Source organism: Anaerobacillus sp. QJM3NY_17, assembly GCF_056173665.1.
Map to the genome: position 1 here is coordinate 623,964 of NZ_CM149685.1, position 13,924 is coordinate 637,887.

The following is a 13,924-nucleotide window of genomic DNA, read 5'->3' on the forward strand; positions in this document are numbered from 1 at the left end:
TTGCTCGCCTGGTCTTTTACATGGGGTAATTCAATGTTTTTTAATACTAGTCGTTCGGTTCCTTGTAAAAATAGCTAGTAAGAGTATAGCAACTAATCCTGTCATGTTGATGATTGTTTGTAGGGAACTGTTTTCGATAAAAAGGTTGATGGAGAAAGAAGCTACTACAATCAGTAGAGTCACTATAAATAAAGCTTTCCTCATCACAAAGACCTCCTAAAGAACTTTCTGAACTAAATGGGGAGAACTATATCTTCCGTATAACTCTCTGTCTTAACGTATAGAACTCGGATAGTGAATGATCATCATAGCTTTACATGATTCACTGTAAGGATTTCGATAATAATGTGGATAATTTGCAGTGAATCTTAAACTTTCTCCACTAGAAATGATGTATGACTGCGTATCAACCTCAAGGGTCATACTGCCTTCTTCAATAAATAAATATTCTTCAACACCATCAGGATGTGGATTAGAATGATAGTCACATCCTGGTTCAAGTTCAATATAAAACGTTTCAAACGATTTTCCTGGTTCCATCGGAAAGAGCGGGACCACCTTCATTTTTCCGCTTTCTTCAATTAATGGTTCGATTTCAGATCGATTGACTTTCTTGATAACAGGCTGTTCTTCATCGATGAATGCCGTGAAAGACACGCCAAGTCCATTTGCAATTTTCCATAGTGTATTAACGGTTGGGTTTGAAGCACCTCGTTCGATTTGAGCAAGCATTGGCTTGCTTACTGAGCATCGAGCGGATAGTTGATCGAGACTTAATTTATTTTCAAGACGAAGCTTTTTTAGTTTTTCGCCAATTTGTTTTGTTAGGGATTGGTTTTCCATTGAATACTCCTCTTTTAGTGTTACATATTTATCCTTATATTGAAAATTTGTTTAATATAACATACAATAAGTTTAATATATTGAACAATTTGTAGCAATAGGAGGGATAAAGTGGAGGCTATCGTAACAAAGAGTCATTCTGATTTTGTAGATGGATTAAAAGCAGGTGTAAGCATAGCGGTCGGATATATGCCGGTTGCTCTCACATTTGGCTTACTTGCAAGAACAACAGGACTAACGCTTTATGAAGCGGTCCTTATGAGTATTCTCGTCTTTGCAGGGGCTGCTCAATACATTACGCTTAGCTTAATTGCCATTGGGACAGGTGCCTTTGAAATTATTTTTACAATCTTTATTGTTAATATTCGCCACCTATTGATGAGTGCCTCTATAAATGAAAAAGTAGAGGTAGATACTCCATGGAAAAAAGCCGTTTACGCCTTCGGAATTACTGATGAAACGTTTACCGTTTCCGCAACAAAAAAAGGTGCTCTCACGACAGGTTATATGTTTGGATTATGTCTGATTTCCTACTCGAGTTGGGTCATCTTTACAGGGGGAGGATACATTGCTGGGGCAAATCTACCTGAAGTGATTCAGCAGGGTATGAGTGTTGCGCTTTATGCCATGTTTGTAGGGTTACTTATTCCGTCTGCTAAAAAAAGTCGGAAGGTGCTTTTTCTTGCAGGGTTAGCTGCAATATTTAATAGCATTCTTACGTTGGCTCAGTTTCCAACAGGTTGGGCTATCGTGATTGCCACTCTGCTGTCATCCATAATTGTTGAATGGTTTATAGGGAGGGGAACGAATGAGTAATTCTATGATCTGGCTTATTGTCGGACTTGCAGTTGTCACTTATATTCCAAGAATGATTCCACTCGTATTCTTTAATTCTGATAAAATACCGCCTGTTATTCAAAATGTACTAAAGAACGTTCCCTTCGCGATTTTGGGTGCGCTCATCTTTCCGGGTATTTTAACAATCAATGATGATATGATGTTTGGTGTTATTGGGGCAGTGGCAGCAATCGTTGCAGCATACCTTGGGGCGAATTTAATTGTTGTTGTTATGTTTGCTGTTGCAGTGCTCAGTACGTATGCCTATTTTATTTAGCAAATGTGAAATTAATTGATTTGAATTTTTTGATTTTTGTGATATAAATAAATCAAACCTAATATCGAGAGTTAAAGAGGAGGAATGAAACATGCATTTGTTTCGTATTTTGATGGTTGGGTTTTTCTCAATGACCGCTGTGTCACTCGTCTGGTTCCAATCTGTCGAAGTAATATCCTCATTCATTGACTTTTTCTTTCAAAATAAAAAGTAACGTTTTGTTAAGAGCTTTCTTGAAAGCTCTTTTTTATTTGTTTAGAGCTATATTCGATTTTCGGTTCATTCGATCGTTCGTCACAGGGGTTAAATGAGCCAAATATCAACATCGTTTATTTTTTTATACAAGCATTACGTTTGCTATACTATTTAAGAAGTTTGAAAGAAGGATTGGACCAAATAGAAAAGGATGTTGCCCTAATGAGATGTATCTCAATTGATATGGATGGAACACTTTTAACGAATGAACAAACAGTCAGCTTTGAGAATGTTAATGCGATTAGAGAGGCACAGAGTCAGGGGATAACAGTTGTTCTTAACACTGGTCGGGCCTATGATGGTGCGATGAAGCCACTTGAAGGAAGTGGATTGGAAGTTCCTGTTATTTGCTATAACGGCGCAGAGATTCGCTCTGTTGAAGGAGAGATCTTGCACGCCATTTACCTTGATCGTCAACAAGTCCAATCGATTAAACAAATACTTGATAGTGAAGAGATTTATTATCAGCTATTTACAAATAAAGGTGTTTTCACGCACGATTATGAAGGAACGATTGATTTAATCATGGATATGATGAAGAGTTCGAATCCCGCCCTAACTCCAGAAGAATTGAAGATTGGAGCAAAGCGTCAGTTCGAAAGCTTATCACTTAAAGCCATTAATGATTTTGATGAACTACTAGAAGATGAAAGCCTACATGTGTATAAATTCCTTAGTTTCTGTTTTGATGAAAGTCGATTAGGGCGAGCGGCATCTGCAGCTGAAAATGTACAAAAAACTGTGGTTACTTCTTCAGGTAAAGAAAACTTGGAAATTAATCATGAAGATGCTCAGAAGGGACTTGCGCTTGAAACATTTGTAGCGCAAATGGAGCTGGATATGAAGCAAACCGCCGCAATTGGCGATAACTATAATGACGTTTCGATGTTCAATAAAGCCTTCTATCCTATTGCAATGGGAAATGCGGACGAGCAAATAAAAAAACAGGCTTCATTTGTTACAAAAACCAATGAGCATGATGGCGTTGCTCATGCCATATATAAATTAATGGACGAAGATTTACTGTCTAATTAACCTTGTGAAAGATGTTTGATTTTTTTCACAACGGGAACCCTCTTTACAGGAAGGGATTCCCAGTTTTATTGGAGGTTTTCCGGGCCTTGTTTCTGCAGTCTTTGAATTACTCTGCTAAAGGAGCTGGAAAAAATGACATTAAAGCCAACCGAAATTGAAGAAAAAGCAACGTGTCGAATGTGTGAGACTGAGTATACGTGGTTTATTCCAATTGCAAAAGAACATGTATCTATGGAAGAACGGGTTGAGGCAACTGGAATTACGACGAAAAGTAGTCAGGCGCCAATTGTTGAACTGCAAGTTCTTGCAGAGTGTCCCGTTTGTGGGATTCTCAATCGATTTGATCACAGCTATGATAGAACGAACGCGTACGCGGAAAGCTAATAAAAGATATAGAAAGCCGACAGGTCACTCTGTCGGCTTTCTATATGGAAAGAGTGAAAGAAAGATTTGGTTAGGCTTGAAAGAGAATGGCATGTTTTGTAGAAACTACATAGAAGAGTAGTTAGTATTCGCAATCGTTAAGGGGAAAGGTTCTAAAAAGTTGTTTTGCTCGTACTATTGATAATGAGATCGTATCGGGAGGAGAATGAAGATGAAGAAACGCATAACCTGGCTCATTCTGGGATTCTCCATTTACGCCCTGATCCTGGGACTCTATTTATTTAATTGGGCGGACTTCGGGGTACCTGAAGCATACAAGGGAACAGCGGCAGATCCAGCAACATTTATGACAGACAGGCAGTTAGAATTATCGGAGGAATATTCACGCTACAGAAGCTTTCTCTCGTTTATTGCGATTCCATATGAATGGCTCATCTATCTTGGCGTTCTCTGGTTTGGATTATCAAAGCTCTTTAAACAATTCGGTGAAGGTATTTCAAAAAAACGGATAGTCGTTGTTCCGTTGTATATCATTTTATTAACGGCTTTTACATGGTTACTAACATTTCCACTGCACTATTGGGCGAGGTCTTTATCCGTTAAATATGGGATTAACACGCAATCCTTTTCGGGTTGGATGAAGGATGATATGATCTCATTCTGGATTGATATTTTGCTTACCTCCCTTATTATCGGTGTCCTTTATGCACTAATGAATCGTTTTAAGAAAAAGTGGTGGCTCATTGCGTGGGGATTAATGGTTCCGTACCTTGCTTTTATGATGTATATTCAGCCGGTCGTAATTGATCCTTTATACAACGACTTTACATCATTAACAGACAAAGAATTAGAAGAAGAAATACTCAGTATGGCTGATACGGCTCATATTCCTGCAGACCGTGTTTTTGAAGTGAATATGTCAGAAAAAACGAATGCAATGAATGCTTATGTATCTGGTATTGGCGACAATTTACGAATTGTTCTTTGGGACACGACCTTAAATAAGCTTGATGATGACGAAGTGCTTTTTATTATGGCACACGAAATGGGTCATTATGTTATGAATCATCTATATGGAAATTTAGTTGGCGCTCTAGCAACGAGTTTTATAGGGTTATACCTGGCATATCGGCTTCTCGGGAAGATGATTCGAAAATGGGGCGACTCATGGGGGATTCACTCAGAATCAGATCTTGCATCTTTACCAGCATTATTGCTTCTTTTCTCGATCATGTCTTTTATTGCGAGTCCGGTAGAACTTGCGGTTTCTCGGCATGCTGAGATGGAGGCAGATGAATATGCCATTGAAATGACCAGTGATGTGGATGCAGCGATTGGTTCCTTTCAAACGCTGACGGTTAATAGTTTAAATGAAGTAAATCCGCCTTTCATTGTGAAATATTTTAAATATGGTCATCCAACGATGATGGAACGGTTGATTATGTTGAATGACTATGAAGAAGATGCCCCCACGGAATGATGGGGCATCTTTTTGCATTGAATCATCTTTAGTTTGAGAGGGAATCCTGTTTCAAGATACATGCCTTCATTTTTAACAGAACCTTCACTTTAAGAATGAGTGGAGATAGTATAGGATGAAGGTAGAAGTCAATGAAACAAAGCAATTTACATGATGAGGTGGCAAACGTGAACGAAGATATTAAGAGAGTACTTGATGCTGGAATCTATGGTGCGCCAGAATTAAAACCGGCAGAAAAAGCGTTGTTCTTATCAACTTTTAGAGAGCGTGTATATGTTGCTCTTACAAAAAGGCAGGTTGCACAAAACAACGTATATCAAGAAGTGATTAATGAAATGAAGCGTATTCGGAATGGCATTCTATATTTAAATGGGGATTTATCTTACTCTATGCTTTCAAAATATATTAAAGAAGCGAGCAAAGCTTCCCTATCATTCACGATTGTGAATGATAAAGAAACAGATACTCCACTTGGACTTGTCCTAGCCTCAAAGCAGGATGCGATTGAACGAGAAGAGATCTTTGTTCGTGATGATCGCTTTTCGTTGGACTAGAGTATGAATAAAAAAGATCGAATGAAAATGATTAAGAAGTTTGTGCTAATCGTTCTCGCGATTGCTCTTCTATGGGGGATTTATAATACAGTTATCGCCGATCGAAGTGTAGGAACGGAAGTTGGCGATAAGGCAGCAGATTTTAACTTAGAAACCCTAGATGGAGAAGAAGTGAGTCTTTCAGATTATGAAGGGGAACCCGTTTTTCTTAATTTCTGGGCGACATGGTGTCCACCCTGTGAAGAAGAAATGCCGGATATCCAAAAATTTGCTGATGTTCATGGTGAGGAAGTAACAGTTCTATCCGTTAATTTCACTAAATACGAGCCAAAGAAAGAAGCGATTCCAAAATTTGTTGAATCACATGAGCTTCGCTTCCCAGTTCTTATGGATCGAGAAGGTAACGTAGGTGAGAATCTCTACCAGGTTATTTCTATGCCAACTTCGTTTATGATTGATGAAGAAGGAATTATTCGTGAGAAACGAGTGGGGCCTCTTACGCTGAAAGATATGGAAACATGGCTTGATCAAGTAAAATAATAGCAAAAAACGGTCTCTCTGGTGAGACCGTTTTTCTTATGGAGATTTCTAACGGGGCTATTCATGTGAGATCGGATGAAAAGCATCTTGAAAACCAGTTGCGTTCGCGAGTCGTTCAAGCTTTTCATTTATATAGCGATGATCGAACTTATCGAGCACTTTTGGATCAAAACCTCTAATTACAAACTGACCAAACTCCCATATAGTTTCGTGCGTATCATGTTTATTTCCGTCTGCTGCTAATTCTAAAGAATGAAGAATCGAGCCAAGAACGGATACATCCTCTTTGGCATAATGCCTAATTTGATAGAAACTTTTATAGAGGTACGTATCATACGTAATAGGTTTTGTGATCACCCGTAAGTTTTTCTTTTCATCATGATACAGGGGGTGTGGGATGTGTTTTTGGCCAAGACGTGATAAAACTCTCCCAAGACGGTTGATGCAATTAATGGCTGTATTGGGATCATTAATCCCAGGTGAGATCGCTCTTAATGCAATTTCAACTAATTTTTGGATGCCATATTCTATGTCTTGATCAGTTGTTCGTTCTGTTCCAAGAGATAACGTATTAAGAAGGATATGAGAATCAGGAGAAGAATCCATTGATGCCCAATAAGAAAAAATCACCGTACCTTCATCAATATATTCTCCGATATCTCTCTCGAGGCGAATGATAAAATCTTTGTTTGTAGCAACCGAAATCAAATCAGGTAAATCAATATTTTGTAGGTACCCTGATTTAGTGGATCGAATGGCAATAGGTTTTTTCATCTTAATTTCATCCAATTCCCAAGAATCCCATGAGGCGATATCACCATGATTGGCTTCTTCAAAATCTAAAAAAGTACGGTCGATTGTTGTTAACGTATTAGTAGTGATATGTTGTATCAAATTGCCAACGAGAATCCAATTCGATACGTGATGGATAAAGAAAACGAAATAGGCGACACAGACAATGGCATAGATCACAGCGAAAACAGGTGCAAGATAGACAACATCTTCTTGACTGCTTTGTTCAATTAGGAGAAGAAGAATAATAAAGTAAATAATTCCTCCAACAAAAATTCCAAGCACTCTTTTCGTAATACGATCGGTAATGAAATTCTGCAATGTTCGTGGTGAGAAGTTCGATAAATACGTTGTTAAGACAACCATAATCGTCGAAAACGTAATGGTAGTCATTGTTAACATGGAAGATACGAGCGTGCTTAAAATAGTGACGCTTGTTTCATAGGAAGCAAAGAAAAAATAAGGAAGAACCATCGCGCTACCTTGGATGATCGTTCGGTCTATAATGAGCGTGATAATAGCTGCGAGAAAAGCGCCAACACCATAAAAAGTTGGAATAAACCAGAAGCTTGATCGGATTCGCTTGAATTTATTGTGCTCCATACCCCTTTTCCTCCAAAAAAGAATGATTTTGGATAGTATGTGAAGAAGGGGCAGTGTTTCATGCATTATCATTCTAAACGTGATAAAAGTAAAATAGGTAATTAGGCATTATTTAATTAGGGTATAGTCATAGAAAGGATACTAAGGAGGAAAAGCAGATGAAGATTGATCGGACGGGCATCGTTGAAAATTTCTCCGAAAAGAGATATGAGTACTGGGTAGTTGAGAATAAAGAAGTGAAGGTAATGGCTTCATGGATTAGCTGGAGCCTTCCTCAAGAACAAATAAATAAATGGATGGAAGAGATGCAGCTATCAGGTACCTCTTCTTGAACGAATGACTCACATTGATGAGAATAGTGACTCGTTAGTTAATGCGGTCTAGAAACCTCCTCTTAGGGGAGGCATCTTTTTATGTTTTTTGATAACTTCACTCAGTTTTCTTAGAAGAAGGATCATCCACCTTTTCTAGTGATTTCTCTTTCTCCATTTTTTTCTTAACAACTTCTTTTGGTTCCCAACAGTTAAACTGGTAGGTAGGCTTCGTTTCAAAGCCGAGTCTTGCGCATCGATAGCTTGTTGTTTCTGCTTTCACCACTTCAAAATGAATGCAAGTAGCGCAACAGTGGAAACGAGAATAGAGTTGAGACATTACAATGGTTCCCCCGATAACTTAACGTTTTGAATGGATTCGATCGTATTATTATGAAAAGTAAGGCAGAAGACGTCTGGATTCCGAAGTTTCTTCCATGTGTTGAACTGATAATCTGTATTAAAATGATGCAGTATTAAGGTTAATAAATTCCCATGTGTCATGACAAGACAATATTCTTTCGTATAGAGAAGGGCGTCATTTAAAACCGCAATACTCCTAGAAATGGCTTGCTGGCTTGATTCTCCGCCTTCAATGGTGTAAGACAGATCCACAAATGTTTGCTCAAGTTCTTCTAACCAGTTTTCAATAGGAACAGCAGATAACTTTCTCTCTTCTAGCCGATCATCAATAGTAATTGGTTTATCTAATTGAAGAGCGAGTGGCTCAATCGATTGAAGGGCACGTCTAAAAGGTGAACTATATAATTTATCAAATGGAATATGTCCAAGAGATTGTGCTAATTGAGTCGCTTGATTGCGTCCTTCTGCCGTTAAGGAAGCAGTAGATTCTTGTCCTGAGGCGCTACAATGTCTGACCAAGTATATTTTTTTCTTCAATGTGATCACTCCTAGAATCGTTTGAGCGTGCTTATAATCTATTTTACCATTCAGGTAGAGTGAAGAAAATTATTCATAGAATATTGAAACTTTTAATAGCGCTTATTCGTTATAAGATAGACCCCTTTTTTAAGAGATATTTTACCCCCTGTTTGCTTAAAGAATGCCAGCCATTCTTTAAGCATTTTTTTATATGAAGTGTTATTGGGTGTAAATAATTCAAATGAGATATAGGAGTGGATGGCATGGAGATGGAGAGTTTTCCAGAACTAACTACAAATCGATTAAGATTAAGAGAATTAAGAGAAGATGATGCTCCTGTGTTATTGTCGATATTTTCGAATCCTCACACGATGAAATATTACGGAAGTGAGCAAATGAGCGGTCTTGAAGAAGTAGAAGGAATGTTAATGAGCTTTAAGAAAGGGTTTGAGCAACGGCAGGCGATGCGATTTGGAATAGAGGTTAGAGAGAGGGGAGAATTGATTGGTACTTGTGGCTTTCATAATTGGGCCAAGCGAGTCAATCGCATTGAAATAGGATATGAATTAAAACAAACTGAAGAAGGAAAGGGGTATATGACGGAAGCTTTATCAGCCATCATTCCCTTTGCCTTTCAGCAGTTAGATATGAATCGTATTGGTGCATTGATTCATCCAAACAATGCATCTTCGAGGAAACTTATAACCAAACTGGAATTCCAACAAGAAGGACTATTGCGTGATTATGTTCTCGCTGGTGGAGAGTATATGAATCTAATCATGTATTCTTTATTAAAAAGTGAATGGGAATCTTCTCGTCCATAATATCTGATTAAAATCATGCAGCTTCATAGTAATCAAATACCTCACGTTGATAGTACCTTCTCGTTATAATACCGGTGAAAACAGTCGGGCGAAAGATTCTTTTGTGCGGTGCTTAAGTCCACGCTTACTATAAGAGTCTTTTGTCACGCTTACTGAATCATTCAAATCATTTTGATAAGCTGCTACAAGGTCATGAACCGTTTTGGATTGAAAAAGAAACATATTTACTTCGAAATTTAAATTCAATGAACGCATATCCATATTTGCTGTGCCGATTGTGGCCAGATCATCATCAACAATCATAATTTTTTGATGGAGAAATCCTTTTCGATACATATAAATTTCTACCCCATAATCAAGAAGCTCTGAGAAGTAGGATCTTGTTCCGTATTGGGTAAGAAAGCCGTCACTTACTTCAGGAACAATGAGTCTCACTTCAATACCTCTCATAGAAGCCATGGCTAGAGCGGTACGGATGGCTTTGTTTGGAACAAAGTAAGGAGTAGCAATCCAAACTCTTTTTTTTGCAGAAGTTATCAAACTGAAATATAGATCGGACATAGCTCCTCGTTTTGTATCTGGCCCACTAGCCACAAGCTGAGAACCACCATCACCTTCGACATCATATGTTTCGAGGTACTTGCCATTTAGGAGTTCCTCACCACACATATAGGACCAATCCATTAAGAAAACGCCATGGAGGGCAGAAAGCACCTCTCCTTTAACAAGTAGGTGAGAATCACGCCAGAACCCCATTTGATTCATATCTCCAGCATACTCGTCACCGATATTTAAGCCACCTACAAAACCGACTTTACCATCAATGACAATGATCTTACGATGATTTCGAAAATTTATGGTTTGATTGACGAATCCATATTTAATTGGGAGAAATTGCTGTACACTTGCACCAGCTTCCCTTAGGGCTGTTTTAGAAGCTCTTGAAAGGTTATGGCTTCCGATTGAATCATAAAGAACCCTTACCTCCACACCTTCTTTGGCTTTATTAACGAGTAGGTCAATGATCGAGAGTCCGAGTTCATCCGAACGAAACGTATAATATTCCATATGTATGTACGTTTCAGCTTTTTGAATTTCATTTTTAATCGCCGTAAACGTCTCTCTACCGTTTAGCAAGAGGTCCGTTGTGGATCTCATACTAATAGGACTTGCAACCATCGTGGCAATAAGGTTTGAGAAATTTTGGTTTCGCTCACTTAGGTCATGCCATTTTTCAGAAGCTGGAAAGTTTACGTACTTCTTGAAAAATTCAAGGCCGTTCGTACGTTTCTCTTTAAATAAATGTCCCTTTACTTCTAGTTGACCAGAAAATAAAAAGAAAACATAACCTACAATGGGAAAGAAGATTAATACGTATATCCATAAAAGCGATTTGTATGGAGATCTACCTTCTAGTAAAAGTACGAATAAAATAGAAACTAGAATGGCTACATAAAGAATACCTGCAGCCCATTTCCATGATGGTGATAGTGATGTGAACAAGATGATCGAAAGTGAAGTTGTCATTAGAAGAAAGAAAATGATTTGTCTTGCTTGTTTCATAATATAGCCCACCTCATTTGAATTTGACCAAAAAAAGTAAGGGCATAGCCCTTACTCCGCATGTTTTGATTTCCGTTTTAGACGATATCTTCCCCATAAGTCAACAAGTTGATCACCAATTTCAGTTAACTGTGAATCTCTAGCTTCACGCTGCGGATTTGGCGTGTTTTTAATTGATGAAACAAGGTTTTTAAAGGGTTCAGGTGTGCCTTTGGCAACTTGAATTACGCCTTGAACGGTTTCTTTTTTCGATTGGATGCCTTCAGAAATGGTTGTAGTGGTCGCTGTTAATTGATTTGTTTCCTCAGTGATTTTATCTACTTTTTCTTGAAACCTCGCTGCGGTCTCAGATAAATCATTTAAAGATTTTTTGGTTTCTTTGAAATTTTGAAGGGCTATGTATCCCAGGTAAATAAGTGAAAGAACTACGATTGCAATACTAATGTAAACGATAACCATATGATAACCTCCTACTCGCGATTATAGTTAATGTTACCTTACCCTTAACATGATATGTGCAAACAATTTGATGAAAAAGAGATGAGTATAAGCAGAATTTACTTATTAAATACAAAAAAATGAGTAGTAAGAGTTCGAATTTTACTGAAAATTACGTAGAAAATTGAAACGTATTGCAGTAGCTATTCGTAATAGTTAATTAGAAGGAGAGATGAAAATGAATCGATACTCAATAGAAGAATTTATTCAGTCAACAGAACAAAAAGATAAAGGAGAAGGATTTTTCGAGTTAGAAACGCCAAGAATGTTAGAAGTTAATCTCGCTGGGCGTGTGTGGGCGAAATCTGGCGCTATGATTACTTACAACGGTCAGATTAAATTCGAGAGGGAAGGAATTCTTGAACACGGCCTCGGAAAGATGTTTAAAAAAGCCCTTACAGGTGAGGGAGCTTCGTTAATGAAAGCTGAGGGGAATGGAAAGTTATATCTGGCGGATTCTGGGAAGAAGATTTCCATCCTACATTTGCAACATGGTGAATCAATTAGCGTAAATGGAAACGATCTACTCGCATTTGAAGATGGCATCCAGTGGGATATCAAAATGATGAAACGGATTACTGGAATGATGGCAGGTGGATTATTTAATGTCACTTGTCAGGGTCCGGGAATGGTTGCCATTACAAGCCACTATGAACCACTAACAATTCGAGTAACTCCGGGAAAACCAGTCATTACAGATCCTAATGCAACGGTTGCCTGGTCAGGTCAATTGCAGCCGAATTTTCAAACAGATGTGTCGCTGAAGTCCTTCTTTGGAAGAGGCAGTGGTGAATCGGTTCAAATGAGATTTGAAGGAGAAGGGTTTGTTGTCGTTCAACCATTTGAAGAAGTATATATGCAAAATAATCAGGGGTAACGTATGGTTTTCTCATTGAATGAACATGAAAAACAGCTAGGTGTCAAATTACTTGATGGAAGACCTTACTACCTTTCAATCGAAGGTGTAGATAAACTCAAGCATAGTCCTGAATTTGATTTGTTACTTGATCGGTTGAATGTTGCTCTAGAATCAAAAGAGGTTCTTCACTGTACGGTAACGGTAGAAGCATCCTCCGAATTAAAAATACAGGTGCTAGAAAATAATTTTTTTGCTTTAAAGTCTGAGTCCATCGACTATTATAAAAGTTTTCAAATGGAAAAAATGCATTTTAATCACAATAGTAGTATTACTTATAAGCTAGTTGATGAGAGGGATATCAAACTCTTTCTTGAATTGTGGCAAGCATGTTCAGAGGGAACACTTAATGCTCCTTCCGCTCACCCTATCGAAATGCAGTATGAAGCGATGAAGCAAGAAATTGGTGAGCAGTACAAATCTAGCTGCTACTCTGTTTATTGGAATAAATACCTCTTAGGCGTAGTTATTCCAATTATCGAACCGGGCACGGAAGAAGAAGGTAGACTATTTTACATGGGTGTATTGCCCCAGCAGCGTGGGAAAGGATTCGGGAAGCTATTACATCAGCTGGGTTTGTTTCTTTTGCAAGAAAAAGGCGCCACTTATTATATAGGTAGTACAGGTATAGAAAACAAACCAATGCAGCAAATATTTCAATATAATGACTGTCATCCAGTTTTTCATACAGTTACGTATACAAAAGCGAGTTCAGAAGTGCGAAACTTATCATAATATGCTGAAGGAAGTAAAATATTCCTATTGAAATTAATAGAATTTTCTTTATAATCATACAAAAGGGTTCTTTACGAAGGAGAGTGCATGTATGATTCGTTTTGAAAAAGGCAACCTTCTTAAAAGTGACTGTACTGTAATTGCACATCAATGCGACTGTTTTAATGCAATGGATGTTGGCATTGCGAAATCAGTAAAAGAAACGTACCCTGAAGCCGCTAAAGCAGATGAAGACTTTCCGTTTTCTCCGAAGAAGAAGTTAGGTAAATGCTCGTTTGCTTTAAGTCGAGATAATAAGCGTATTATTGCTAATCTGTATGGACAGTATAAGCCAGCTGGACTTCAAACCAATTATCCCGCCTGGTTGAAATCATTTGAACATATGATAAAGGAACTGAAACCGTTCGAGGAAAAAGGGTTTAAAATCAAAATCGGCTGTGGCATTGATAAAGACGATTTGATCAATGTCAAAAAGTCTCTTGAGAAACTTTCTAAGAAATATGAGAAACCAATCCATGTTTACTATTCTTAATTTAAACGCTCCCAATGTTGGGAGCGTTTTTTGTCGGATAAGAACTAGTATTAGTAAGATAGA

Annotated in this window: 20 protein-coding genes; 13 read left to right on the plus strand and 7 right to left on the minus strand. The window is 38.0% G+C overall.

Annotated elements, in window-relative coordinates; genetic code table 11:
* Positions 1–30: 30 nt before the first annotated feature.
* A complete protein-coding gene (locus AC0VYV_RS03395; protein WP_430246841.1) occupies positions 31–204 on the minus strand; it encodes a hypothetical protein in 174 nt (57 codons plus the stop codon).
* 69 nt (positions 205–273) lie between these two features.
* The gene (locus tag AC0VYV_RS03400; RefSeq protein ID WP_430246839.1) at positions 274–843 is read right to left on the minus strand and encodes a helix-turn-helix domain-containing protein; all 570 of its coding nucleotides are present in this window, start codon (positions 841–843) and stop codon (positions 274–276) included.
* Positions 844–954: 111 nt separating this feature from the next.
* On the opposite strand from AC0VYV_RS03400, the gene AC0VYV_RS03405 reads away from it, so the two are divergent.
* From AC0VYV_RS03405 to AC0VYV_RS03440, 8 genes are all read left to right on the plus strand, one after another.
* Positions 955–1,659, plus strand: a complete 705-nt coding sequence (locus AC0VYV_RS03405) for an AzlC family ABC transporter permease (RefSeq protein ID WP_475366544.1) — start codon at positions 955–957, stop codon at positions 1,657–1,659.
* Complete coding sequence (locus AC0VYV_RS03410; RefSeq protein WP_194220230.1) at positions 1,652–1,957, plus strand: AzlD domain-containing protein; 306 nt, start codon at positions 1,652–1,654, stop codon at positions 1,955–1,957. Before AC0VYV_RS03405 ends, AC0VYV_RS03410 begins: the two co-directional genes overlap by 8 nt.
* A 91-nt stretch (positions 1,958–2,048) precedes the next feature.
* Complete coding sequence (locus AC0VYV_RS03415; protein WP_255622949.1) at positions 2,049–2,171, plus strand: hypothetical protein; 123 nt, start codon at positions 2,049–2,051, stop codon at positions 2,169–2,171.
* 203 nt (positions 2,172–2,374) lie between these two features.
* Positions 2,375–3,247: a Cof-type HAD-IIB family hydrolase gene (locus AC0VYV_RS03420; protein ID WP_475366545.1), complete on the plus strand. Its 873-nt coding sequence runs from the start codon at positions 2,375–2,377 to the stop codon at positions 3,245–3,247.
* A 132-nt stretch (positions 3,248–3,379) separates the two neighbouring features.
* Positions 3,380–3,631, plus strand: a complete 252-nt coding sequence (locus AC0VYV_RS03425) for a hypothetical protein (protein ID WP_194220228.1) — start codon at positions 3,380–3,382, stop codon at positions 3,629–3,631.
* A 211-nt stretch (positions 3,632–3,842) separates the two neighbouring features.
* The gene (locus AC0VYV_RS03430; RefSeq protein WP_475366546.1) at positions 3,843–5,111 is read left to right on the plus strand and encodes a M48 family metallopeptidase; all 1,269 of its coding nucleotides are present in this window, start codon (positions 3,843–3,845) and stop codon (positions 5,109–5,111) included.
* 131 nt (positions 5,112–5,242) lie between these two features.
* Positions 5,243–5,665 (plus strand): YueI family protein, encoded by a 423-nt coding sequence (locus tag AC0VYV_RS03435; protein WP_404683982.1) that lies wholly within the window; start codon positions 5,243–5,245, stop codon positions 5,663–5,665.
* 3 nt (positions 5,666–5,668) lie between these two features.
* Entirely contained in the window at positions 5,669–6,205 is a 537-nt protein-coding gene (locus tag AC0VYV_RS03440) for a redoxin domain-containing protein (protein ID WP_430246831.1), read from the plus strand.
* Positions 6,206–6,262: 57 nt separating this feature from the next.
* Here the strand turns inward: AC0VYV_RS03440 and AC0VYV_RS03445 are convergent, their stop codons facing one another.
* Positions 6,263–7,600 (minus strand): DUF2254 domain-containing protein, encoded by a 1,338-nt coding sequence (locus AC0VYV_RS03445; protein WP_194220224.1) that lies wholly within the window; start codon positions 7,598–7,600, stop codon positions 6,263–6,265.
* A gap of 158 nt (positions 7,601–7,758) precedes the next feature.
* Here AC0VYV_RS03445 and AC0VYV_RS03450 point away from each other — a divergent pair, with 158 nt between their 5' ends.
* On the plus strand, positions 7,759–7,932 hold the full coding sequence (locus tag AC0VYV_RS03450) for a hypothetical protein (protein WP_430246825.1): 174 nt from the start codon (positions 7,759–7,761) through the stop codon (positions 7,930–7,932).
* Positions 7,933–8,029: 97 nt separating this feature from the next.
* Here AC0VYV_RS03450 and AC0VYV_RS03455 read toward each other — a convergent pair whose 3' ends face one another.
* On the minus strand, positions 8,030–8,251 hold the full coding sequence (locus tag AC0VYV_RS03455; protein ID WP_430246823.1) for a hypothetical protein: 222 nt from the start codon (positions 8,249–8,251) through the stop codon (positions 8,030–8,032).
* On the minus strand, positions 8,251–8,811 hold the full coding sequence (locus AC0VYV_RS03460; RefSeq protein WP_475366547.1) for a histidine phosphatase family protein: 561 nt from the start codon (positions 8,809–8,811) through the stop codon (positions 8,251–8,253). Before AC0VYV_RS03460 ends, AC0VYV_RS03455 begins: the two co-directional genes overlap by 1 nt.
* Positions 8,812–9,056: 245 nt before the next feature.
* Here AC0VYV_RS03460 and AC0VYV_RS03465 point away from each other — a divergent pair, with 245 nt between their 5' ends.
* Positions 9,057–9,617: a GNAT family N-acetyltransferase gene (locus tag AC0VYV_RS03465; protein ID WP_430246821.1), complete on the plus strand. Its 561-nt coding sequence runs from the start codon at positions 9,057–9,059 to the stop codon at positions 9,615–9,617.
* 63 nt (positions 9,618–9,680) lie between these two features.
* On the opposite strand, the gene cls is transcribed toward AC0VYV_RS03465, so the two are convergent.
* Both cls and AC0VYV_RS03475 read right to left on the minus strand, forming a co-directional pair.
* Positions 9,681–11,180 (minus strand): cardiolipin synthase, encoded by a 1,500-nt coding sequence (cls, locus tag AC0VYV_RS03470; RefSeq protein ID WP_475366548.1) that lies wholly within the window; start codon positions 11,178–11,180, stop codon positions 9,681–9,683.
* A gap of 51 nt (positions 11,181–11,231) precedes the next feature.
* Positions 11,232–11,639, minus strand: coding sequence for a DUF948 domain-containing protein (locus AC0VYV_RS03475; RefSeq protein WP_283152996.1), 408 nt, complete (start codon positions 11,637–11,639; stop codon positions 11,232–11,234).
* Positions 11,640–11,856: 217 nt separating this feature from the next.
* On the opposite strand from AC0VYV_RS03475, the gene AC0VYV_RS03480 reads away from it, so the two are divergent.
* The 3 genes from AC0VYV_RS03480 to AC0VYV_RS03490 all read left to right on the plus strand — a co-directional run bounded on the left by AC0VYV_RS03480 (position 11,857) and on the right by AC0VYV_RS03490 (position 13,861).
* On the plus strand, positions 11,857–12,555 hold the full coding sequence (locus AC0VYV_RS03480; RefSeq protein WP_283152995.1) for an AIM24 family protein: 699 nt from the start codon (positions 11,857–11,859) through the stop codon (positions 12,553–12,555).
* A gap of 3 nt (positions 12,556–12,558) precedes the next feature.
* Positions 12,559–13,329 carry a GNAT family N-acetyltransferase gene (locus tag AC0VYV_RS03485; RefSeq protein WP_475366550.1) on the plus strand — a complete coding sequence of 257 codons (771 nt, stop codon included), beginning with the start codon at positions 12,559–12,561 and terminating at the stop codon, positions 13,327–13,329.
* A 91-nt stretch (positions 13,330–13,420) separates the two neighbouring features.
* Positions 13,421–13,861, plus strand: a complete 441-nt coding sequence (locus tag AC0VYV_RS03490) for a macro domain-containing protein (RefSeq protein ID WP_194220215.1) — start codon at positions 13,421–13,423, stop codon at positions 13,859–13,861.
* Positions 13,862–13,924: the final 63 nt, after the last annotated feature.

Coding starts and splice junctions, on each gene's coding strand:
- AC0VYV_RS03425 (WP_194220228.1), top strand. CDS start 3,380: ATGACATTAAAGCCAACCGAAATTGAAGAAAAAGCAACGTGTCGAATG.
- AC0VYV_RS03465 (WP_430246821.1), top strand. CDS start 9,057: ATGGAGATGGAGAGTTTTCCAGAACTAACTACAAATCGATTAAGATTA.
- AC0VYV_RS03400 (WP_430246839.1), bottom strand. CDS start 843: ATGGAAAACCAATCCCTAACAAAACAAATTGGCGAAAAACTAAAAAAG.
- cls (WP_475366548.1), bottom strand. CDS start 11,180: ATGAAACAAGCAAGACAAATCATTTTCTTTCTTCTAATGACAACTTCA.
- AC0VYV_RS03475 (WP_283152996.1), bottom strand. CDS start 11,639: ATGGTTATCGTTTACATTAGTATTGCAATCGTAGTTCTTTCACTTATT.
- AC0VYV_RS03490 (WP_194220215.1), top strand. CDS start 13,421: ATGATTCGTTTTGAAAAAGGCAACCTTCTTAAAAGTGACTGTACTGTA.
- AC0VYV_RS03485 (WP_475366550.1), top strand. CDS start 12,559: ATGGTTTTCTCATTGAATGAACATGAAAAACAGCTAGGTGTCAAATTA.
- AC0VYV_RS03420 (WP_475366545.1), top strand. CDS start 2,375: ATGAGATGTATCTCAATTGATATGGATGGAACACTTTTAACGAATGAA.
- AC0VYV_RS03410 (WP_194220230.1), top strand. CDS start 1,652: ATGAGTAATTCTATGATCTGGCTTATTGTCGGACTTGCAGTTGTCACT.
- AC0VYV_RS03480 (WP_283152995.1), top strand. CDS start 11,857: ATGAATCGATACTCAATAGAAGAATTTATTCAGTCAACAGAACAAAAA.
- AC0VYV_RS03395 (WP_430246841.1), bottom strand. CDS start 204: ATGAGGAAAGCTTTATTTATAGTGACTCTACTGATTGTAGTAGCTTCT.
- AC0VYV_RS03415 (WP_255622949.1), top strand. CDS start 2,049: ATGCATTTGTTTCGTATTTTGATGGTTGGGTTTTTCTCAATGACCGCT.
- AC0VYV_RS03455 (WP_430246823.1), bottom strand. CDS start 8,251: ATGTCTCAACTCTATTCTCGTTTCCACTGTTGCGCTACTTGCATTCAT.
- AC0VYV_RS03445 (WP_194220224.1), bottom strand. CDS start 7,600: ATGGAGCACAATAAATTCAAGCGAATCCGATCAAGCTTCTGGTTTATT.
- AC0VYV_RS03450 (WP_430246825.1), top strand. CDS start 7,759: ATGAAGATTGATCGGACGGGCATCGTTGAAAATTTCTCCGAAAAGAGA.
- AC0VYV_RS03430 (WP_475366546.1), top strand. CDS start 3,843: ATGAAGAAACGCATAACCTGGCTCATTCTGGGATTCTCCATTTACGCC.
- AC0VYV_RS03435 (WP_404683982.1), top strand. CDS start 5,243: ATGAAACAAAGCAATTTACATGATGAGGTGGCAAACGTGAACGAAGAT.
- AC0VYV_RS03440 (WP_430246831.1), top strand. CDS start 5,669: ATGAATAAAAAAGATCGAATGAAAATGATTAAGAAGTTTGTGCTAATC.